Consider the following 22,456-nt stretch of genomic DNA (forward strand, 5'->3'; position numbering starts at 1 on the left):
TCATGCCGATTCAGGTTTTGCCACCACAGTTAGCAAACCAAATTGCCGCTGGAGAAGTTGTTGAGCGGCCGGCATCCGTGGTGAAAGAGCTGGTTGAAAACAGCCTGGATGCCGGAGCAACTCGCATTGATATCGATATTGAGAAAGGCGGCGCTAAACTTATCCGCATCCGAGATAACGGCTGTGGAATTAACAAAGATGAACTCGCTTTGGCACTGGCTCGCCATGCAACCAGTAAAATTGCCACTCTTGACGATCTGGAAGCGATTATCAGCCTCGGATTTCGTGGTGAAGCGCTAGCCAGTATCAGCTCCGTTTCTCGTTTAACCCTGACTTCCCGCACCGCAGAACAAAATGAAGCCTGGCAAGCTTATGCGGAAGGCAGGGATATGGACGTCACGCTTAAGCCAGCCGCTCACCCTGTCGGAACGACGCTGGAAGTCCTGGATCTGTTTTATAACACTCCCGCACGCCGCAAATTCTTACGTACTGAAAAAACAGAATTCACCCATATTGATGAAGTGATTCGTCGTATTGCACTGGCACGTTTTGATGTCAGTATTAACCTGCAGCACAATGGCAAAATGATCCGTCAGTATCGGGCAATAAAAGAGAATGAGCCTCGTGAGCGTAGGTTAGGTAGTATTTGCGGTACTCAGTTTTTACAACATGCACTGGCTATCTCATGGCAACACGGCGATCTGAAAATCGATGGGTGGGTTGTCGATCCCGTTGGTGCTCGTACACTGACCGATATGCAATATTGTTATGTTAATGGCCGCATGATGCGCGATCGTTTATTAAATCATGCGATACGTCAGGCATATCAGACCCAACTGGCTGAAGATCAGTCCCCGGCTTATGTTTTATATCTGGAGATTGACCCACATCAGGTGGATGTCAATGTGCATCCGGCTAAACATGAGGTCAGGTTCCATCAATCCCGACTGGTGCATGATTTTATCTATCAGGCAGTGGTTACGGTTTTGCAACAGTCCGGTGCTCCGGCCTTGCCACTGAGCGATAATTCAGCCGACGACGTTAACTGGCAGCCCGAAAATCGCGCCTCTGCCGGGGAGAATCGTTTTAATCGTCCGGCAGACAGCAATAATTCGCCAAATGAAGCCAGGCGTTCAGCGGGAGATAAGTCTTCTTCAGGGCAGGGTAGCGGTAATAGTCCCGCACCTTATACCCCGGGAGCTACACGCTCACCGACATTGGTAGCCCGTGAAAACGAGCTTTATCGCCGTCTGTTGCAAACCGATGCTAATTCGGATGATAACTTATCAGACACTTCATCTGACTCGGCTAAACCATCATTGTTTCCAGAAAAAAGTGCGCCATTGCCGGATGTGGCAACCACGCTGAAAATGCCGCAGTTTACTTCCCGCTCACAGCCAACATCGCCAATTCCCGCCTCAATGCTGGATAAAGGCGCGGCTCATAGTTTTGGGCGCGTGCTGTCAGTATGGCAGCCTTGCCATGCCATTGTAGAACGGGGCACGGTACTGGCTTTATTATCGCTGCCGATAGCGGAACATTATTTACGTCAGACTCAACTGCTACTGTCGTCGGAACCGCTTAAACCGCAACCTTTATTGATTCCACTGGCATTAACACTGGGTGATAAAGAGAAGCTGGGGATGACTAATCACAAAGCGCTACTGAATCATTTTGGTATCGATCTTTCGATTGAACGTAACCGCCTTCAGGTTCACGGAGTGCCTCTGCCTCTGCGCCAACAGAATTTACAGCAGTTACTGCCTGCGCTGTTACGTTACTTGGGGGAAAATGAGGCGGTAGATAAGCAAATGTTAACTCACTGGCTGGCGAGTAAACTTACCAGTGAGAATACCCAGTGGACTCAGGCCCATGCCATACAGCTATTGGCAGATCTGGAGCGTTTATGCCCTGAGCTGATAGCAAATCCTCCGGCCAATATGCTACAGCCAATTAACCTGCAGCTCGCCCTGGAGGCTTTACAGGGTGAATAGCGATATGAATACATTACCTACTGCTATCTTTCTTATGGGGCCAACGGCTTCAGGAAAAACAGCTTTAGCGGCAGAGCTTTACAAACATTTACCTGTTGAAGTAGTGAGTGTTGACTCCGCTTTGATATATCGTGGTATGGATATTGGTACTGCCAAACCAACCCGGCAAGAACTGGATGAGACGCCACACCGACTGATTGATATTCGCGATCCATCAGAAGCGTATTCCGCCGCAGATTTTCGTGCCGATGCGTTAACCGAGATGGCCGATATTGTTAATCGTGGGCGTATTCCTCTGTTGGTGGGTGGAACCATGCTGTACTTTAAGGCACTGCTGGAAGGATTATCGCCTTTGCCTTCAGCAGATCCTGAAGTACGTGAACGAATAGAAAGTGAAGCAATGCAGCTGGGGTGGGCGGTTTTACACCAACGCTTACAACAGATTGATCCGATAGCGGCAGCCAGAATTCATCAAAATGACCCGCAACGATTAAGCAGAGCACTGGAAGTTTTTTACATTTCAGGTAAAACTTTAACAGAGTTGACACAAATTGCTGGTGAAACGTTACCATATCGTGTACACCAATTTGCTATAGCGCCATCTTCCCGAGAATTGTTACATCAGAGAATTGAAGCACGTTTTCAGCAGATGATTACAGCGGGTTTTGAAGGTGAAGTTCGACAATTGATGGCTCGTGGCGACTTACATACTGACCTTCCCTCCATGCGCTGCGTGGGTTACAGGCAGATGTGGATGTACCTGAATGGAGAGATAGACCACGATGAGATGGTTTATCGGGGAATTTGTGCAACGCGGCAACTTTCTAAACGGCAAATGACATGGTTGCGCGGTTGGGAAAACGTCGATTGGTTAGATAGTGAACAACTGAAAAATGCCATGGAAAGAGTTACACGTGCTATTAGTGTATAGGCTTATGATTGTGTACAATTAATAGGTTATATACTTTAATGTACTCAATGGCTTTGTTTTGTACGAAATGTATCATTTTTACGCAGTTTATTTTAGGGCCTCTGGCTCTTGGTAACAAACAACAAATATATACAAAGAGATAAGGAAAAGAAAAATGGCTAAGGGGCAATCTTTACAAGACCCGTTTTTAAACGCACTGCGGCGTGAACGTGTTCCAGTTTCTATTTATCTGGTAAACGGTATTAAGTTACAAGGCCAAATCGAATCTTTCGATCAATTCGTTATCCTGTTGAAAAATACGGTTAGCCAAATGGTTTATAAGCACGCTATCTCTACGGTAGTTCCTTCTCGTCCAGTTTCGCATCATAGCAATGCGCCAACTGGAAGCGTGGGTAATTACCAGGGTGGTATGCAGTCACAACAGGAAGATGATGTATCTGAATAAGTTACTCAGTTATTTCTATTTGAGGAGTCATGCACTTGTTTGACCGATATGATGCTGGTGAGCAGGCGGTACTGGTGCATGTTTATTTCTCCCAGGAAAAAGATACGGAAGATCTCAGTGAGTTTGAATCTCTGGTTTCTTCTGCGGGAGTGGAGGCGTTGCAGGTCGTTACTGGCAGCCGTAAAGCCCCACATGCCAAATACTTTGTAGGCGAAGGTAAAGCTCAGGAAATTGCTGATGCGGTACAGGCTACAGGTGCTTCGGTAGTGTTGTTTAACCACTCCCTCTCGCCCGCTCAGGAACGTAACCTTGAGCGGCTTTGTGAGTGTCGGGTAATTGACCGTACCGGGTTGATTCTCGATATTTTTGCCCAACGCGCAAGAACTCACGAAGGTAAGTTGCAGGTTGAGTTGGCTCAGTTGCGCCATCTGGCAACCCGCTTAGTTCGTGGCTGGACTCACCTTGAACGTCAAAAAGGTGGGATAGGTTTACGCGGTCCGGGGGAAACGCAGTTAGAAACTGACCGTCGTTTGCTTCGGGACCGAATACGCCAGATCCTTGCCCGACTTGAAAAAGTTGAAAAGCAGCGTGAGCAAGGAAGGCGGGCTCGCATGCGAGCCGATATTCCAACCGTATCGCTGGTGGGCTATACCAACGCAGGGAAATCTACCCTTTTCAATCGTATTACGACTGCCGGTGTTTATGCAGCCGATCAGCTATTTGCGACACTGGATCCAACCTTACGCCGTATTGAGGTGGAAGATGTGGGTGCAACTGTTCTGGCTGATACCGTTGGTTTTATTCGCCATTTACCCCACGATTTAGTGGCCGCGTTTAAAGCAACTTTGCAGGAAACACGTCAGGCGTCTTTATTGTTGCATGTGATTGATGCGGCAGATGGTCGGGTCGATGAGAATATTGAAGCGGTCAATGAAGTTTTAACTGAAATTGAAGCCCATGAAATACCAGTTCTGCTGGTAATGAATAAGATTGATATGCTGGAGGATTTTGCTCCGCGTATTGATAGAGATGAAAGCAATTTACCCGTCAGGGTTTGGCTTTCAGCCGAGTCTGGTGATGGTATTGAATTATTGTTCCGTGCATTGACGGAACGTCTTTCCGGTGAGATTGCGCAATACGAACTGAAATTGCCTGTAGAACAGGGTCGGTTACGCAGTCGTTTTTATCAGCTTCAGGCCATTATTAAAGAGTGGATTGAAGAGGATGGAAGCATCGGTTTGGTTATTAGGATGCCAATCGTTGACTGGCGTCGCCTCTGTAAACAAGAGCAGGCTCTGGAAAACTTCATTGTTGAATGAGACCTGTTAGATTGTGCCCGATAAAACGATCGTAAATGAGTGGAGCAAAAACATGGCGTGGAATCAGCCCGGTAATAATGGCCAGGACCGCGATCCGTGGGGGAGTGGTAACAATAACAACCCCGGGGGGAACAACAGCGGTGGACCGAATAAAGGTCGTGGCCAGCAGTCGCTGAATCTGGACAATATTTTTAGTAAGTTAGGTGGGTTACTGGGTAAATCTGGTAGCGGTGGTGGTAACAGCGGCAATTCTGGCGTACCTGTTATGGGTGGTCGCCTGTTCAGCATTCTTGCTGTGGTTGTGGTTGTTATCTGGGCCGCCAGTGGTTTCTATACCATCAAAGAAGGTGAATTAGGTGTAATTACCCGTTTTGGTCAGGTACAACCAGCGATGGTTGGGCCGGGTCTGAACTGGAAACCAACGTTTATCGACTCGGTTAAACCCGTCAATACCAAAGCGGTTCGTGGGTTGGCAGCATCAGGCATTATGCTGACTTCTGACGAAAACGTAGTACGTGCAGAGATGAACGTACAGTATCAGGTTTCCGATCCGATTAAATATCTGTACCGTGTGACCAATGCTGATGACAGCTTGAGTCAGGCGACCGACAGTGCATTACGTTCTGTTATTGGTAAGTACACCATGGACCGTATTCTGACCCAGGGTCGTACCATTGTCCGTGATGACACCAAGCAAGAGCTGGAAAAAACCATTCAGATTTATGATATGGGTCTGAAGGTGCTGGACGTTAACTTCCAGGCAGCTCGTCCGCCGGAAGAAGTAAAAGCCGCGTTTGATGATGTGATTAACGCTCGCGAAGATGAACAACGCTATATCCGTGAAGCTGAAGCTTATGCTAACGCAGCACAGCCAATCGCGAATGGTAAAGCTCAGCGTCTGATTGAAGATGCCAAAGCTTATGAGGCTCGTACCGTTCTGGAAGCAGAAGGTGAAGTCTCTCGTTTTGCCAAGCTATTGCCTGAATATAAAGCCGCTCCGGATATTACCCGCGAACGTCTGTATATTGAAACCATGGAAAAAGTATTGGGTAAAACCAATAAAGTATTGGTGGATGATAAGAGTAATAACCTGATGGTTCTACCGCTGGACCAACTGATGCGTGGTAAAGGTGGCGCAGCAGTACAACAACCTGTAGCTCCACAGGCAAGTACTGAAACGCCAACTGAAGCACCTCAGGCCGCGACAGTAACCAACAGTAAGCCAGAAACGACCAGACGTTCAACGGCATCACAGAGCACCAATAAAGTTACGCAAGAGCGTAACGATGCTTACAACGAGCGTCTTAATTCATTTGGCTTAGGAAGAGGATAATCACCGATGCGTAAATTACTTATTCCTATTATCGTTATTGTTGTTGTCGGTATCTTTACTTCCCTGTTTGTCGTGGAAGAAGGAAGCCGTGGTATTGTTCTGCGCTTCGGTAAAGTGTTACGTGACTCTCAGGATAATCCAAAGGTTTACCAACCGGGTCTGCATTTTAAAATGCCTCTGATTGATTCGGTAAAACTGTTAGATGCACGTATTCAGACTATGAACAACCAGGCTGACCGCTTTGTAACCAAAGAGACCAAAGACCTGATTGTTGACTCATACGTTAAGTGGAAGATTATTGACTTCAGCCGCTACTATCTGGCAACCGGTGATGGTAACCGCGCCAACGCAGAGCGTATCCTGAACAGTAAACTGAGTGACCGTTTACGTTCTGAAATTGGTCAACGCGACATTAAAGATCTGGTGACTGACTCCCGTGGTCAATTAATGCAGGACGTTCGTAATGCATTAAACAATGGGTATGAAGATAAACCATCTGAAGTTGCGCCAGCAGCGACTGAAGCCTCAGCTTCTTCACAAGAAGAAAGAAAGGCCCCGGCAACTGCGGATACTTTACCGGTTGATAACAAGTTACCGTTAGTGAATGCCAACAGTATGGCTGAGCTGGGTATTCAGGTTATTGACGTGCGGATTAAACAAATCAACCTGCCAACGGAAGTGTCGGACGCGATTTATCAGCGTATGCGTGCAGAGCGTGAAGCTGTTGCCCGTCGTCACCGTTCACAAGGTCAGGAAGAGGCTGAAAAAATCCGCGCTCTGGCTGACTATCGTGTAACCAAGACGATTGCGGAAGCAGAACGTGAAGCACGTATGACTCGCGGTTCTGGTGATGCTACTGCTGCTAAGCTGTTTGCTGATGCCTTTAGTCAAAATCCTGACTTCTATGCTTTCATTCGTAGTTTACGTGCGTATGAAACCAGCTTTAATAGCGGAAGCGATGTGATGGTACTTCGTCCGGATAGTGAGTTCTTCCGGTATATGAAGTCGCCGTCGGTTGGATTGAAGCAGTAAGTTTTGTTTTGGATTGAGAAGGGCTCGGGGGTAACTCCGGGCCCTTTTTGTATTTGGAGGTTTGGTTTTTGTGTTTTGTGACAGTTTCGCTGCTTTGAGTGTTGTGTTTATCTCGGCAATGGTGTTTGCGTCGAGCAAAGGGGTGTTGGGGCGAACGCCCCTCTGCACTCCCCGCGCCTGCGCAGCCGACTGTTGACCGCCGCGTTGCGGCGGCAACCTCAGACAATAAAAAAGCTGATGCTGTTTGGTTCGGTGTAGGTTTCGCCGCTTTAAGTGCTGTGTTTATCTCGGCAGTGGAGTTTGCGTCGAGCAAAGGGGCGTTGAGGCGAACGCCCCTCTGCACTCCCCGCGCCTGCGCAGCCGACTGTTGACAGCCGCGTTGCGGCGGCAACCTCAGTCAGCAAAAAAATGACGCACCGGCGCAGAGCCGCTCCAGACGTCGCTGCGCCTCGACCCGCATCCCTGCGGGTCGTGCTATTTTTTTGCTTCCTTCGGCAACATTCGGATGTTTTAACTTAAAAGACAAAAGACAAAAGACAAAAGACAAAAGACAAAAGACAAAAGACAAAAGACAAAAGACAAAAGACAAAAGACAAAAGACAAAAGACAAAAGACAAATGTCTTACTCAATGCTTCTCAGAAAAGCAAATCAAAGCACAAGTCGCAACCTCGAATCACGCATGCCCATATAGGCAGTGACTAATGTACAAACGCAGAACCAGTCTGCGAAGGCAGCGGCGATTAAAAAGGGCGGGGGTTGTCAGGGGTGTTCGCCCCTCAACACCCCTGACTCGACGCGGGCTGCGGGGCTGAGTTAGTCACAGAATTTGAGGCGGCGAAATATACACAGAACTAAAAAGAACCCAAAACAATAACAGTGGTTAAATCTTGGGTTGTCAGGGGCAATGCCCCTGATCCAACACCAGAGCATCTCAAAACTAAATCCACTACGCCACCTGCATCACCCCATCCGACACCACAACATCCCGGCGTTTTATCACTGCATAAGTTACCCCTGTTACCACCGCGCCAGCGATAATAGCAATCAGATAACCCACGACAGGATGAACTGCACCAGGAATCAGTAGTACAAATAAGCCACCGTGTGGTGCCGTCAGCTCAGCACCGAACATCATCGATAAAGCACCAGTAAGGGCTCCGCCTGCCATACAGCAAGGGATAACGCGTATCGGATCTTTGGCTGCAAAAGGAATTGCGCCTTCTGTAATAAAACTTAGCCCCAGTACCAGAGCGGCTTTACCACCATCCTGTTCATTTTTAGTGAATTTATGTGCTGCCAGCAGAGTTGCCAGTCCCATAGCCAATGGTGGAACCATCCCCGCAGCCATAATCGCGGCCATAGGAGCATAAATTTTGGTGCTTAACAAAGTCACTCCAAAGGCATAAGACGCTTTATTAATAGGGCCACCCATGTCGGTACACATCATGGCACCCAGAATGGCGCCTAACATAACAGCGTCGGCTGTTCCTAAATCTTTCAGCCATTGGGTTAGGGCAGCCAGAACTTTTGCTACTGGTGTACCTACCACATAAATCATTACCAAACCTGTTACCAGACTGGCAACCAGTGGAATAATCAGAATGGGTTTCAGGGCTGACAGGCTTTTCGGCAGATATAACTTGTTGCTGATAAACAACGCGATATAGCCAGCAAGAAAGCCCGCGATAATACCACCGAGAAATCCGGCACCAGTACTAACCGCTAACATACCACCAATTAAACCCGGTGTGAGTCCGGGGCGATCGGCAATAGAGAAGGCGATGTAACCTGCTAATACCGGAACCATCAGGGCAAAAGCAGATTTACCACCGATATCCATCAGAGCCGCCGCCAACGTACCCGGTTGTTCAAACGCGGTGATACCAAAAACGAATGAAAGGGCAATACACAATCCTCCAGCCACTACCATTGGCAGCATATAAGATACCCCCGTCAGCAGGTGGCGATAGGGACCTGCTGACTCTTTTTTATTACTGGCTGTGCTCTTACTTTGTTGTTGTGGAGTGAAAATTTGTGCCTGTTCAACGGCCTTATCCAGTTCCTGAACGGTTTTTTTCAACGCCAGACCGGTTGAAGTCCGATACATAGGTTTACCGGCAAACTTGCTTAAATCCACTTCAATGTCAGCCGCAACTATGACCAAATCAGCCTGTGCTACTTCTTCTAGCGTAATGGTATTACCGGCACCAACCGAGCCGCGAGTTTCGACTTTTACTTCCCAGCCGCGTTTTTTAGCTTCGGTTTCGATAGCTTCAGCGGCCATAAAAGTATGGGCAACGCCGGTAGGGCAGGCGGTGACCGCTACGATTCGTTTAGCCTGACTGGGGATGCTACTGGCTGCCTGATTGTTATGATGGAAATAGGCATTGGTTATCGCCTGATAAAGGAAATCTTCAGGATGACTGATAGCTAACTGCGCATTTCCCAGCCAGATTTTTTTACCTTCCAACGAATAGGATTCAGGAATGGCATCGCCAACCACAATCACCAGTTCGGCCTCATCCAGAATGTCTACCTGAATTAGCCCTGCCTTTTCCATATTTGCAGTCAAAGCGAATTTAGCCAGATGGCTAACGGCCTGACCCAGTGAATTATCTGATAGAAGTAATGTTTTCATGATGCATCCTGCCTCTAATTAAAGGGTATCAAATTAACTCGCGACATCATGGCGGCTAATTCAAGACGATTTCCGATGCCAACGCTGGTTTGGCTAACCGCGAGAGCCGCAACCGCAGTCGCTAAACGTAATGTATGTTCACTGGATTCACGCATCAGCAAACCATAGATAAGACCAGCAACCATGGAGTCACCGGCACCAACGGTACTAACCACTTCACAAATTGGCGGCTTAGCCAGCCATGCGCCGGAGTTGTTGACCCATAACGCCCCTTCCGCACCGAGGGAGATAACCACGTGAGCAATACCCTGTGCCCTAAGTTCATGGGCAGCATTAACGATGTCACTCATCGTTGGTAATGGACGATTTGCCCAGATTTCCAGTTCACGACGGTTAGGTTTAATCAACCATGGCGAGGCTTTAAGACCGGCAATCAGCGCTTCACGACTGCTGTCAAAAATAATGCAGGAACAGAGGCTGCGTAATCGAAGCATCCATTCTGTAAAAGCATCCGGAGAAACACCTGAAGGCAGACTGCCACTCACAGTAATCATGTCAAACTGCCCCAGCCAGGAGAGTGAGTCTGTGACAAAACGCTCCCAATCCTGTGGTGGAACGTTAAAACCAGAGAAATTCAGATCGGTTACTTCACTCGATTTTTCTGTCAGCTTGACGTTAATCCGGGTACGTCCGGGAACCACCATAAAACGATTGGCAATACCCGATTCACTAAATAGTTGTTGAAAGCCATCCTGATTGTCCCGCCCGATAAAGCCACCAACAGTGACATCAATACCCAGATTCTTCAGAACTCGAGCAACGTTTACCCCTTTCCCTGCGGCGTGTAATCCGGTGGTTTGGATATGATTCACTTCACCCAACTCCAGGGCGGAGCAGCTTCCTACTAAATCGTAGGCAGGATTGAGGGTAATGGTTGCAACTTTTCTGCTCATACACCTTCCCCTAAACCCGCAGAGATAGCATTACCAATAGCGGAGAGTGCATTTTGTGCATCTTTACCAGTGGCGGTAAAACGTAACCGGTGGCCTTTTTGCACCCCCAGAGAAACCAGTTTCATCATGCTGCGTCCATTAACGGGTTTGCCGCTGCCGTTTAGATTAGCGACGGTCACTTCAGTATTAAATTGTTTGATGGTATTAAGCAGCACCGTGCTGGGGCGAGCATGTAGTCCATGTTCATTGTGGATGACAAATTCAGCACTAAGCGCTTGTTCATCAGGCATGGTGTCGCTGGTTAACAGCGCTAATAGTGTTGCTGTATCTGCGGTTAGCAGACGTTTTGCCTGTTGTGCGATTAACAGGCTACCCAGTCGATTTAGTAATGGGTTTGGTTGACGATCGGCAACGGAGATGGTCAGTAACATTCCTACAGGTTCACCGTTGAGATTAAACGTGCGGATGGGGCGGCTGACGGTTGCTGCACTGAGCAGATTGCCCTTAAGGCTGTCACATAGCCAAATACCTTGCCCTAAACTAACCGGCGGATGGCTGAGAACATCGGCGATAAAATGGTGATCAACAGCATTAATTTGCTGTAACCGTCCTGCATTGAGTGCCTGTAGCGTAACGATATTATCCACATCTATATCCAGCACAATCATCGAGGCATCAAACCGGAACTCCGCTGATTGCTTCTCTCCTATTAATAAACTGCGAAGTTGCTCTGCTGAATCTGTGTTGGCAAGTTGGTGTGCCAGACTTTCATCGCTCAGGACATGAGCTAACTGGCGTAGCAGAGACAAATGTTCATCAGAACAGGCCGCAATACCAATGACAATATAAGCTGTCTGACCTTCTCCCCATTCAATTCCCTGAGGAAATTGAAAGACCTGTACACCCGTATTTAATACCAGATGACGGGTATCCGTTGTGCCATGGGGAATAGCGATACCATTCCCCAAATAGGTCGATGTTTGCTGTTCCCGCTGTAACATGCCGTTAAGATATTCTGAAGTCACATAGCCAGATTGAGCCAGTGCAGATGCAATTTGTTCAATGGCCTGCTGTTTATTGGCTGCGGATGCATTTAAATGGATGTTCTTAATCGGTAATTGATACATATTTCCCTCACAAATGACTGAATCGTTTCAGCTTTTAATCGAAAAATAAGCACTGACTTACCATAACTTATTGGTTTATCAATGCTGAATCTTTTCGTGAAATATCTTCGCTGTTCGCTATTTATGCAAGTTTTCTTTATGACCTGATTTCATTTTTTTGACATTACGCACATTTTTTAACTTATTTATAACGAAACGGAGAGAAGATATGGGATTTGCTGACGCCAAGTCTGCTTTATTCATTTTTCTTATTAAAAGAACCGCCTGATGAAAAACCTTCATGGAAGAGGGTTATCAGGCAATCGATTACTTGCGCCAGAACAAAGAAATGGCGATCTTTTAAGCTACTCAGGTTTTTATCTGGTCCGAGTTTGAATAAGTGTGTTAAAAAATACTGAAAGCAACGAAATGTAATGGTAGAATTCTTTTTTAACTGACTTGGTGAATAGTGAGATGGGCAAAAACGTCGTCGTACTGGGCACTCAATGGGGTGACGAAGGTAAGGGTAAGGTCGTTGACCTGCTGACTGAACGGGCTAAGTATGTTGTACGCTATCAGGGCGGACACAACGCAGGTCATACTCTGGTTATCAACGGTGAAAAAACCGTTCTTCATTTGATTCCTTCCGGTATTCTTCGCGAAAACGTTATCAGCGTCATTGGTAACGGTGTGGTGTTATCTCCAGAAGCTTTAATGAAAGAGATGCGTGAATTGGAAGAACGCGGTATTCCTGTGCGCGAGCGTCTGCTCCTGTCAGGCGCTTGCCCGCTGATCCTTCCTTATCATGTCGCTCTCGATGTAGCTCGTGAGAAAGCACGCGGTTCAAAAGCGATTGGCACCACAGGACGTGGTATCGGGCCTGCTTATGAAGATAAGGCTGCTCGTCGTGCTCTGCGCGTCAGCGACTTATTTAACAAAGAGACGTTCGCAGCTAAGCTGAAAGAAGTAGTGGAATATCACAACTTCCAATTAGTGAATTACTACAAAGTTGACGCTGTTGATTATCAAACCGTTCTGGATGATGTCATGGCAGTTGCAGATATTTTGACCTCTATGGTGGTTGATGTATCTGACCTGCTGGACAACGCGCGCAAAAAAGGCGAGTTGATGATGTTTGAAGGGGCCCAGGGTACACTGCTGGATATTGACCACGGTTCATTCCCGTATGTGACCTCTTCGAATACCACCGCTGGTGGTGTTGCTACCGGTTCTGGCTTAGGCCCTCGTTATGTCGATTACGTATTAGGTATTGTAAAAGCCTATTCGACTCGCGTTGGTGCTGGTCCATTCCCGACAGAACTGTTTGATGATGTGGGTGAATTCCTTTGCCAGAAAGGCAATGAATTTGGCGCAACGACTGGTCGTCGCCGTCGTACCGGCTGGTTAGATGCTATCGCCGTTCGTCGTGCGGTACTGCTTAACTCTCTTTCCGGCTTCTGTATGACCAAACTGGACGTGCTGGATGGCCTGAAAGAAGTGAAAATCTGTGTTGGTTATCGCATGCCAGATGGTCGGGTTGTTGAAACTACGCCGCTGGATGCTGACGCCTGGGAAGGTATCGAACCAGTATATGAAAGCATGCCTGGCTGGTCTGAAACCACTTTTGGTGTTAAAGAGTTTGATAAACTGCCTCAGGCCGCGCGTAACTATATTAAGCGCGTTGAGGAGTTAACCGGTGTACCTGTAGATATCGTTTCTACCGGTCCTGACCGTACTGAAACCATGATTTTACGCGATCCATTCGATGCGTAAGTTTCATTATTGATGTACAGGTAAAAACCGGGCTAATCAGCCCGGTTTTTTTATCAGGAAAGTTATCCGCTTTGCCAGCTATCGTTTACTATATGCCGATAATGAACAACGACATTTGTATGCATAATATGCAAACCGGATAATTTTCAAGCGCATAGTCAACATGTTTGCTATTCTAAAAAGAGAGAAGTGAGTTCTTTTATTTGGCGCAAGGAGAAAAAAGCGCCAGAAATGCGGGTGAATCGTTAAACCCGCGATATACAGCCGACAGGATGCTAATGGCTGTCTGGAACGTAATTATTGTTATGAGGTGTTTGTGCAATTAACCAGTTTTACCGATTATGGCCTGAGGGCCTTAATATATATGGCGTCGTTACCAGAGGGTGAGTTGACCAATATTACTGAGGTCACCGAAGTCTATGGCGTTTCGCGTAACCATATGGTGAAGATTATTAATCAGTTGAGTCGTGTCGGCCTGGTGGATGCCGTGCGCGGAAAAAATGGTGGTATTCGTTTAGGTAAGGCCGCAGAAGATATCCGAATTGGTGATGTGGTTCGAGCCATGGAGCCATTGGCTCTGGTTAACTGTAGTCCGCAATTCTGCCATATCACGCCTTCCTGCCGCTTAAAAATAGTATTGGATAATGCGGTAAAGGCTTTTTTACACGAACTTGATAGTCATACTCTCGCTGATATGGTGGTTGATAATACTGGACTGCAAACACTGCTGTTTATGGAGCATCCTGCCATATCGGTCAATAAATAATAAGGATAAATAATGACAAAAGATCCTTTCTTAGCCCGTGAAACTGAAAAGTACGGGGATCCCATTCCCAGCCGCGAATATATTCTCGATTTATTATCAAAGCGTCAGACGCCAGCCAGTCGTGATGAACTGGTAGAAGCGCTGGGACTGGAAAGCGAAGAACAACAAGAGGCGCTGCGTCGCCGTTTAAGAGCGATGGAGCGTGATGGCCAACTGGTTTTCACCCGTCGCCAATGTTATGCCCTGCCGGAACGCCTAGATATGGTGAAAGGTACGGTAATCGGCCATCGTGATGGCTATGGATTTTTACGGGTTGAAGGGAGCAAAGACGATTTATACCTTTCACCTGAACAGATGAAACTCACCATCCACGGGGATGTGATTTTAGCCCAGCCGATGGAATTAGACCGTAAAGGCCGTCGCGAAGCACGTGTGGTACGAGTTTTAGTACCAAAAACCAGCCATATTGTCGGACGCTATTTCACTGATGCCGGAATAGGTTTTGTGGTGCCGGACGACAGCCGTCTGAACTTCGATATTTTGATTCCACCAGAAAGCATTATGGGTGCCCGCATGGGCTATGTAGTGGTGGTGGAACTGACTCAGCGACCAACCCGTCGTACCAAAGCTATCGGTAATATTATTGAAGTACTGGGCGACAATATGGGTACTTCAATGGCGGTAGATATTGCTCTGCGTACCCATGAAATTCCTTACGTCTGGCCTGAAGCGGTATTGAGTGAAGTTGAAGTTTTGAAAGAACAGGTACCAGAAAAAGCCAAAAAAGGGCGGGTTGATCTGCGTGATTTACCGCTGGTTACCATCGATGGCGAAGATGCCCGCGACTTTGATGATGCGGTATGCTGTGAGAAAAAAAGTGGCGGAGGTTGGCGCCTGTGGGTTGCCATTGCTGATGTTAGTTACTACGTGCGACCGGGAACCTCGCTGGATGCAGAAGCGCGTAGCCGCGGTAACTCCGTCTATTTCCCGTCACAGGTTATTCCGATGTTGCCGGAAGTATTATCTAACGGCCTCTGCTCGCTGAACCCTCAGGTCGACCGTCTGTGTATGGTTTGCGAAATGACGGTATCCAAAACCGGTAAGCTGACGTCATTTGAATTCTATGAAGCGGTGATGAATTCCCATGCTCGTCTGACCTATACCAAGGTTGCACATATTCTGGAGGGTGATGCGGATCTACGCCAGCATTATCAACCGTTGGTTCCTATGCTGGAAGAGCTGCATAAGCTGTATCAAGTGCTGGATAAGTCTCGCGAACAGCGTGGTGGTATTTCGTTTGAAACTGAAGAACCGAAGTTTATCTTTAATGCTGAACGTCGTATCGAACGCATTGAGCCTCTGGTGCGTAATGATGCGCATAAGATCATTGAAGAGTGCATGATTCTGGCAAACATTTCTGCTGCTCGTTTTGTTGAGCGCGCAGAAGAGCCAGCCGTGTTCCGTATTCACGATCGTCCTAAAGGTGACAATCTGGGTTCGTTACGCAGCGTGCTGTCTGAATTGGGATTAACTCTGGGTGGTGGTTTAGAACCGGCACCGAAAGACTATGCCAAGCTGATGGATGCGGTGGCCGATCGTCCGGACCGTGAAATGTTGCAAACCATGTTGCTGCGTTCGATGAAACAAGCGGTTTATGACCCGGAAAATCGCGGTCACTTTGGTTTAGCCTTGGATGCTTACGCTCACTTTACTTCGCCAATTCGTCGTTATCCGGACCTCTCTTTACACCGGGCAATCAAGTTTGTACTGTCCGGTAAGAAAGGCGGTTCAACTTCCAGCGGCGGTTGGCACTACTCCATGGAAGAGATGCTGCAATTGGGTGAGCACTGTTCTATGACTGAACGTCGTGCTGATGAAGCCACGCGTGACGTAGCCGATTGGCTGAAGTGTGACTTTATGCAGGATCACGTGGGTGAAGTATTTAAAGGTACTATTTCCAGCGTGACTGGCTTCGGCTTCTTTGTCCGTCTGGACGATCTGTATATCGATGGTTTAGTGCATGTATCTACGCTGGAAAATGACTACTATCGGTTTGATAATGTCGGCCAGCGCTTAATTGGTGAGTCTTCTGGTCAGGCCTTCCGTCTTGGCGATAAAGTTGAGATAAAAGTCGAGGCTGTTCATCTGGATGAGCGCAAAATAGATTTTTCTCTGGTTTCCAGTGAGCGTCGTCCGCGTGGTGAAGGTAAAACGGAAAAAGAGCGGGGCAAAAAAGCGGCCCGTTCTAAAGCTGATAGCTTTGCTGCTGACAGTAATGTGCGGGTAAAAGCGCCAAGAAGAAGTAAGCCTAAGCAGGAAGAGGCGGGAAGCAAAGCTAAAGCTCCGGCTAAATCTAAAACTAAAGCGAAGGTTAAACCTTCAGCAAAAACTAAAAAGATAACTGCGGCATTAAAGAGTAAACGGGCTAAGAAAGCCGCCGATCTTTAATCTGTCCGGTCATTATCGCAGGGCGGCCAGAGTGTCGCCCTGCTTTTATATGGTATTGAAGAAGAACTGAGACATGAGTGAAATTATTTACGGGATCCATGCTGTTCAATCGCTGTTAGAGCGCGATCCTCAACGTTTTATTGAAGTATTTATTCTTAAAGGTCGTGAAGATCGTCGCCTGCTGCCGCTGATTCAGCAAATTGAACAAAACGGTATTTCGGTTCAGGTAGCTAATCGTCAGTGGCTGGATAATAAGGCCGAAGGGGCAGTACATCAGGGAATTGTCGCTCGAGTTAAAGAGGGGCGCCAGTATCAGGAAAACGATCTGCCGGACCTGCTTGAAGGACTGGAGAAACCATTCCTGTTAGTACTGGATGGCGTTACCGATCCTCATAATTTGGGGGCTTGTTTGCGTAGTGCTGATGCCGCCGGCGTCCATGCAGTAATTGTTCCTCGTGACCGTTCAGCCCAACTAAACGCAACGGCGAAAAAAGTCGCCAGCGGCGCGGCAGAAACCGTTCCTTTAATTCGGGTGACTAATCTGGCTCGTACTTTGCGTTATCTGCAAGAGCAAAATATCTGGATTGTGGGAACTGCCGGAGAAGCTGACCATACACTGTATCAGACCAAGTGTACCGGTCCGGTGGCTTTAGTTATGGGGGCTGAAGGTGAGGGCATGCGCCGCCTGACTCGTGAACACTGTGATGAACTGATTAGTATTCCAATGGCGGGAAGTGTGTCATCGCTAAACGTATCGGTGGCGACCGGCATATGCCTGTTTGAGATTGTGCGCCAGCGCGGAGAGTAGTATTTTATCTGCTGACAAACTTAATAAATCAGCACCTGAAAATATTCCGACCGTAAAAACACCGTGCTTATATCCACTATCGGTAACGGTCGGTAAACCATCTGTACTTAGCAGTGGTGTGCGTTGGGCCTGGCCGGGTTAGGGGCGCTTCGTTGGCTTACGCCAAGTCGACCCCAACACCCGTCCCTCCCAACGATTAGCTATCTTAAGGTGCTAAACTGATCTATCAGAGTTTGTCATCAATGATACGACCAGCATTGATGCTGGTCGTATTGTTTCTGAATTTATCTGGCTCTTAAATCATTTAGCAGTATGCCTATCGCCAGACTTCTTTTAGTACCTCTTCTTCCCACTCCATCATTGACTGAAGGTTTAGCAGACGTTCAGCGTAGGCTTTAGCGGTTGGAGAAACCGGTAAGTCGTAGCTTTGGATTCTGAAAGCGACCGGTGCAAAAAAGGCATCTACGGCGGTGAATTTTTTACCTGCCAGAAAAGGGCCGCCAAATTGATTTAGTCCTTGTTCCCACAGTTCGCTTAGTCGAGCCAGTTCAGTGATTAATTGCTCTGATAATTGATGCGGGCGGATTCGTATGCCTACACTCATTGGACAACTGTTGCGTAGTACACCGAACCCGGAGTGCATTTCTGCGCTGGCACAGCGGGCCCAGGCGCGAGCTTCACGAGAGTCTGGCCAGGCTTCAGGATAAGACTCTGCAAGATACTCGGCAATAGCCAGAGAGTCCCAGACGATGGTTTGATCGTCAACCAGACAAGGTACCTTTCCTGACGGCGAGAAGCGACGAAATTTCTCCCAGTTAGAGCCGGTATCAAATGGAACGATACGTTCTTCAAAAGGAATGCCTAACTGACTGAGTAAAATCCAGGGGCGAAGCGACCATGAGGAGTAATTTTTATTGGCAATATACAGCTGATACATGATGAGCTTCTCCTGATTATCAATGAATAATTAAACACTTCAGTATTTCATTGTAGGCTAAATTTTTTTCCGTTGGTTAAACCCGAACGCCAATCAGCGTCAGAATCAGCGGTGTGGTAATGGCTGACAGAATGGTGGAGATCACCATACTGGATGCAGCCGGACCAACAATAACGTTGAACTGACGCGCCATCAGATAGACATTAACGCCAACCGCCATTGATCCTAACAACACGACAACCTGCGTTTCCATGGGGGGAAGATTAAGCGCTACCGCCAGCAGCCAGACAATAAAGGGCTGTACGATAAGCTTTAAGGTACAAATCACGGAACTGATTTGCCAGCCATCACGAATGCGATATTCAGCTAATCCCATACCCAAAGCAACCAGTGACATGGGAGCAGCAATTTGCCCGAGCATGCTTACCGGTTGATCAACAACTGCAGGTAAATCATAGCCGGTCAAACTGAACAGCGTGCCGGAGATAATGCCAATAATTAGTGGATTTTTCAGCACGTTGGCGGCGGTTTTGGCAAAACCATTGATAGAGAGAGAACCACTGCGCGACCATTCAACCGATACGGTAACCAGAGTCCAGAGGATTAAACCGTTAAATACTAATACCAGTGCGACAGAAGGCAGAGAAGCCTCGCCAAGTGCCACCGTCGCCACCGGAATACCCAACATGACGTTGTTGGAGAAGATTCCACCCAGTGCAAATACTGAACCCGAGGTTCCGTCCAGTTTCAGCATCTTTGCAGCCAGTACTCGTCCAATCACAAAAACAATCAGACAACTACCAAAAAAGGCAATAAGCAAACGTGCATCGACCGGCGGTTGCTTAGAGAAGTTACACATCATACGAAATAACATGGCGGGTAGGGCCACGGAGAAAACGAATTTAGTCAGGCCATCAGCTACGTTTTTGCTCCATTTTGCCCAGCGAATGAGGGCATATCCCAATATGGCCAGAATAAACAGCGGTGCAGAAAGGACAATTTGATGCCAGAGAGGAAGAAGGAAGCTTTGCATGTGATCCTATTAAGTAAATATACAAATAATGATCGTGCTAATCATATGGGCAATCTTTTTATATTGAATATTTGCGAAATGATTTATTTATGACTATTACGTAGCTCGATTAAAACGTCAATACTCAGTCGGTGATTCAGAAATAAGTGCTTTATTTAATTATCAGGCAACATGATAACGCTGAAATTTTGGTCATTTACAGAAAGAGCCTCGAGTTACCTTAGTGATTCTAAGGCTTTTTTTGGAGGGGTAAATATTAGTTTACACCTGGTATTATTTTAATTTGGTTGTTAATTCATTGAATATAATATGGTTAATAAAGTCAATAAATTAAAATAGACTGTATGGTTACTAAAAAACTATTTTTTATTAAAAAATAATAATGGACTTATATAATCAGGTTGTTTTTTGAGCTGTGAGTGTATTTTTATTATAAATAAACCATGTTTATATTATGGTTGTATGTATAAAAAACACGTATTTGTTTATTCTTATTTCTCATCAAAATTCATAAAAAACAAATTATTACACTTTCTTGTTGGTGAAGTATCAATAACGATACTATGAAGAAAATACTTTATTTAAAAAGAATTCTCTTAATATTTAATATCTATAAACTTGTTGTATAAAATACATAGGCTATTTTTTATAGTATGACCTTAATAACTAAACCTCTTTTTCTTTATGACTAATGGGAATGGGTTGTTGAATATAATATTTATATTGAATACCCCCTGTATTTGTGAGTATTTGTTTGTCCAATAGGTAATAATATATGAACACCATTTATAGACTGGTCTGGAGTGACGCTCTTAATGCCATGGTGGTAGCCCCTGAAACAACAAAAGGAAGAAAGAAAGGTTCTGGACGAACAACACTGAAAGCCGCACTAATACTAGCTCTGAGCATGTTTCCGCTTATTTCCCATAGTGCTACCATTAACCAATCATGGATAGGTAATTACACCTTTCCTGCACAAAGCCCTGACCAACAGTTTCAAACTGGGGTGCATTTTAATATTGATGGTATAGATCAGAATGATAATACCGCTAACGATCAGCATTATCTGGCAGGTACGGTACTGAATATTGTAGGGCCAATACCGGTGTTGGAAACGGGTAGCAATGGCAACATTATTAATGCAACGCTAAAAGATTTATTGCTTCAGGGCAGAATAAAAACCATTCAGGCCCTGTCAAGTAGCCAGCAGACTGAGCAGATCACTGCAGATAATATAGATAGTTTTTTCTATTCTACTTCTGCGGGGCAGCCGCAACAAAATCAGGAAGTCAATGTAACCATTCCCGGTCTGGAAGGGAGCCAGTCGGTACTAAAAGTGTATGATTCTTCGACTTTTGGTACCAATACTTCTGAACAGGTTGGTGCTATTCAGTTGCCAACTTATGATCCTTCTTCCATTAAGATTTATAACAATTTGGGCATTGCCCGTATTGCTCCGGTAGGCGGGACAGTTAATGTCTATTTAGGTGCAGATACTAACAGCGCCACTGCAATTTCTGATGCGTCTAACACTATCTCATTGCTCAGTAAACATACGACACTGGCAGCCGCTGAAGGTACCGGATCCGCAACCAGCGATGTTAACTGGTATTCCGATAACCGTATTAATTTTGCACCGGCGATCGTTCTCCCTTCAGATACTCAAACCGGAACGGTAAGCAGCACTAAATACAGTCAGGAAATTAGTGTACCTGCTTATGGTTTGGATGCGTCCGGTGACGTGGTTCGTCTGGCGGACAAAACGTTTACCATTCAATCCGCCGCCGATATTGCCACGTTGAATGACTGGTTAATTCAAGATGATGGCACTACTCCCAGTCAGGTTCAACTTTGGTTAGATGGCGAAGTTACCAGCAGCGACGGTAAGGTGATTAACTCTGCCAAAACTGCGCAGGATGCTTACAACTCCCTGCTCTTATCTGTTCTGGCCCTGCGGGAAACCGACAGAGTTGATTGGGAATACCATATCTGGCAGGACGGACTGGCACACAGTAATAATGGCACTCTGGATACCGGTGAGCTGAATGTCATTCTGGCGACCGGTTCTAATGCGTCAGGGATCATTACTTCTGAAGGCAGCCTGGCAGTTAGCGGTGCAAGTTCGGTGATGCATGCTAAAGATAACGCCACGTTAATTAACCAAGGTGCTTTAAACGCCTGGCGCGAAAGCGGCAGCAGCCCGCTGTCTGACGGCATGCTGGCAGAAGATTCCAGAGCGACTAACCTCGGTACGATTAACGCCGGCCTGTTTATAGAGAAGAATGGCACTAATCAGAACGTTAATAACAATGGCTCTTATGCTATGCATGGTAAGGGCAATAGTACTTTAAGTAATAGCTCACTTATCAATGTCGCATTAACCAATGGTGATAGCGACAGCGCCGCCGGTATGCTGGCAGAGGGGAATACTCAGGCGACTAACGATGGTCGAATTAACATTGTCAGCAATAGCCATAATCCCACAGGTAAAGCCTCTGGTTATGGTGCGGATATCAGCGGTAGCTCAACCTTTGTAAACAGTGCCAGCGGCGAGATTTATGTAGGTACTCAGGCGCAAACTTCGATGACCGATGGGTATTCCGACGTCAATATGATTGGTGGTGCCTCTCAAGCTGCCGGTGTTCGTACCAGTAGTAGTGGTGACGTAACCAATAACGGTACCATTATTCTGGGGTCGAAAGTTCGTAATGCGGTTGGCATGTTGGTCAACGGTGCCAGTGGTCTGGTGGTCAATAACGGGCGTATTGAAGTTCTGGGCTCGAAGGTACTTGGCTATGTCGCACAGAACTTTGGTCTGTCGGCGATTGATACCACTACGGTGAGAAATAACGGCGATATTTATGTCAACGGGGATAACAACGTTGCATTAAACGTGTTGGCAAATAAAGCCAATGCGGATGTCTAGTCTTTAAGCGGCA

At 46.7% G+C, this 22,456-nt stretch carries 16 protein-coding genes; 11 read left to right on the top strand and 5 right to left on the bottom strand.

What is annotated here, in order from left to right; genetic code table 11:
- The first annotated feature begins 2 nt into the window (after positions 1 to 2).
- From mutL to hflC, 6 genes are all read left to right on the top strand, one after another.
- Positions 3 to 1,994, top strand: a complete 1,992-nt coding sequence (gene mutL / locus EKN56_RS01620) for a DNA mismatch repair endonuclease MutL (RefSeq protein WP_130590212.1) — start codon at positions 3 to 5, stop codon at positions 1,992 to 1,994.
- Between the two features lie 4 nt (positions 1,995 to 1,998).
- Positions 1,999 to 2,925 carry a tRNA (adenosine(37)-N6)-dimethylallyltransferase MiaA gene (gene miaA / locus EKN56_RS01625; protein ID WP_130590213.1) on the top strand — a complete coding sequence of 309 codons (927 nt, stop codon included), beginning with the start codon at positions 1,999 to 2,001 and terminating at the stop codon, positions 2,923 to 2,925.
- Between the two features lie 154 nt (positions 2,926 to 3,079).
- Complete coding sequence (hfq, locus tag EKN56_RS01630; protein WP_130590214.1) at positions 3,080 to 3,370, top strand: RNA chaperone Hfq; 291 nt, start codon at positions 3,080 to 3,082, stop codon at positions 3,368 to 3,370.
- 35 nt (positions 3,371 to 3,405) lie between these two features.
- The gene (hflX, locus tag EKN56_RS01635; RefSeq protein WP_130590215.1) at positions 3,406 to 4,689 is read left to right on the top strand and encodes a ribosome rescue GTPase HflX; all 1,284 of its coding nucleotides are present in this window, start codon (positions 3,406 to 3,408) and stop codon (positions 4,687 to 4,689) included.
- A gap of 52 nt (positions 4,690 to 4,741) precedes the next feature.
- The gene (gene hflK, locus EKN56_RS01640) at positions 4,742 to 6,022 is read left to right on the top strand and encodes an FtsH protease activity modulator HflK (protein WP_130590216.1); all 1,281 of its coding nucleotides are present in this window, start codon (positions 4,742 to 4,744) and stop codon (positions 6,020 to 6,022) included.
- Positions 6,023 to 6,028: 6 nt separating this feature from the next.
- On the top strand, positions 6,029 to 7,054 hold the full coding sequence (hflC, locus tag EKN56_RS01645) for a protease modulator HflC (protein ID WP_130590217.1): 1,026 nt from the start codon (positions 6,029 to 6,031) through the stop codon (positions 7,052 to 7,054).
- A gap of 947 nt (positions 7,055 to 8,001) precedes the next feature.
- Here hflC and fruA read toward each other — a convergent pair.
- The 3 genes from fruA to fruB are packed head-to-tail and all read right to left on the bottom strand — an operon-like array spanning position 8,002 to position 11,773.
- A complete protein-coding gene (gene fruA, locus EKN56_RS01650; RefSeq protein ID WP_130590218.1) occupies positions 8,002 to 9,693 on the bottom strand; it encodes a PTS fructose transporter subunit IIBC in 1,692 nt (563 codons plus the stop codon).
- Positions 9,694 to 9,707: 14 nt separating this feature from the next.
- Complete coding sequence (gene fruK, locus EKN56_RS01655) at positions 9,708 to 10,646, bottom strand: 1-phosphofructokinase (RefSeq protein ID WP_130590219.1); 939 nt, start codon at positions 10,644 to 10,646, stop codon at positions 9,708 to 9,710.
- Positions 10,643 to 11,773 (bottom strand): fused PTS fructose transporter subunit IIA/HPr protein, encoded by a 1,131-nt coding sequence (gene fruB, locus EKN56_RS01660; RefSeq protein WP_130590220.1) that lies wholly within the window; start codon positions 11,771 to 11,773, stop codon positions 10,643 to 10,645. The genes fruK and fruB overlap by 4 nt, the downstream gene beginning before the upstream one ends.
- A gap of 453 nt (positions 11,774 to 12,226) precedes the next feature.
- Here fruB and EKN56_RS01665 point away from each other — a divergent pair, with 453 nt between their 5' ends.
- From EKN56_RS01665 to rlmB, 4 genes are all read left to right on the top strand, one after another.
- Positions 12,227 to 13,525 (top strand): adenylosuccinate synthase, encoded by a 1,299-nt coding sequence (locus EKN56_RS01665; protein ID WP_130590221.1) that lies wholly within the window; start codon positions 12,227 to 12,229, stop codon positions 13,523 to 13,525.
- 316 nt (positions 13,526 to 13,841) lie between these two features.
- Positions 13,842 to 14,291: a nitric oxide-sensing transcriptional repressor NsrR gene (gene nsrR, locus EKN56_RS01670; RefSeq protein WP_130590222.1), complete on the top strand. Its 450-nt coding sequence runs from the start codon at positions 13,842 to 13,844 to the stop codon at positions 14,289 to 14,291.
- Positions 14,292 to 14,303: 12 nt separating this feature from the next.
- Positions 14,304 to 16,739: a ribonuclease R gene (gene rnr / locus EKN56_RS01675; RefSeq protein WP_130590223.1), complete on the top strand. Its 2,436-nt coding sequence runs from the start codon at positions 14,304 to 14,306 to the stop codon at positions 16,737 to 16,739.
- Between the two features lie 73 nt (positions 16,740 to 16,812).
- Complete coding sequence (rlmB, locus tag EKN56_RS01680; RefSeq protein ID WP_130590224.1) at positions 16,813 to 17,547, top strand: 23S rRNA (guanosine(2251)-2'-O)-methyltransferase RlmB; 735 nt, start codon at positions 16,813 to 16,815, stop codon at positions 17,545 to 17,547.
- Between the two features lie 316 nt (positions 17,548 to 17,863).
- On the opposite strand, the gene EKN56_RS01685 is transcribed toward rlmB, so the two are convergent.
- Positions 17,864 to 18,484: a glutathione S-transferase family protein gene (locus tag EKN56_RS01685; protein WP_130590225.1), complete on the bottom strand. Its 621-nt coding sequence runs from the start codon at positions 18,482 to 18,484 to the stop codon at positions 17,864 to 17,866.
- A gap of 76 nt (positions 18,485 to 18,560) precedes the next feature.
- Positions 18,561 to 19,517: an AEC family transporter gene (locus tag EKN56_RS01690; protein ID WP_130590226.1), complete on the bottom strand. Its 957-nt coding sequence runs from the start codon at positions 19,515 to 19,517 to the stop codon at positions 18,561 to 18,563.
- 775 nt (positions 19,518 to 20,292) lie between these two features.
- Between EKN56_RS01690 and EKN56_RS21070 the strand changes: the two genes are divergently transcribed.
- On the top strand, positions 20,293 to 22,443 hold the full coding sequence (locus tag EKN56_RS21070; RefSeq protein ID WP_246019928.1) for an ESPR domain-containing protein: 2,151 nt from the start codon (positions 20,293 to 20,295) through the stop codon (positions 22,441 to 22,443).
- The last annotated feature ends 13 nt before the right edge of the window (positions 22,444 to 22,456 follow it).

This window comes from Limnobaculum zhutongyuii (genome assembly GCF_004295645.1).
Taxonomy (GTDB): domain Bacteria; phylum Pseudomonadota; class Gammaproteobacteria; order Enterobacterales; family Enterobacteriaceae; genus Limnobaculum; species Limnobaculum zhutongyuii.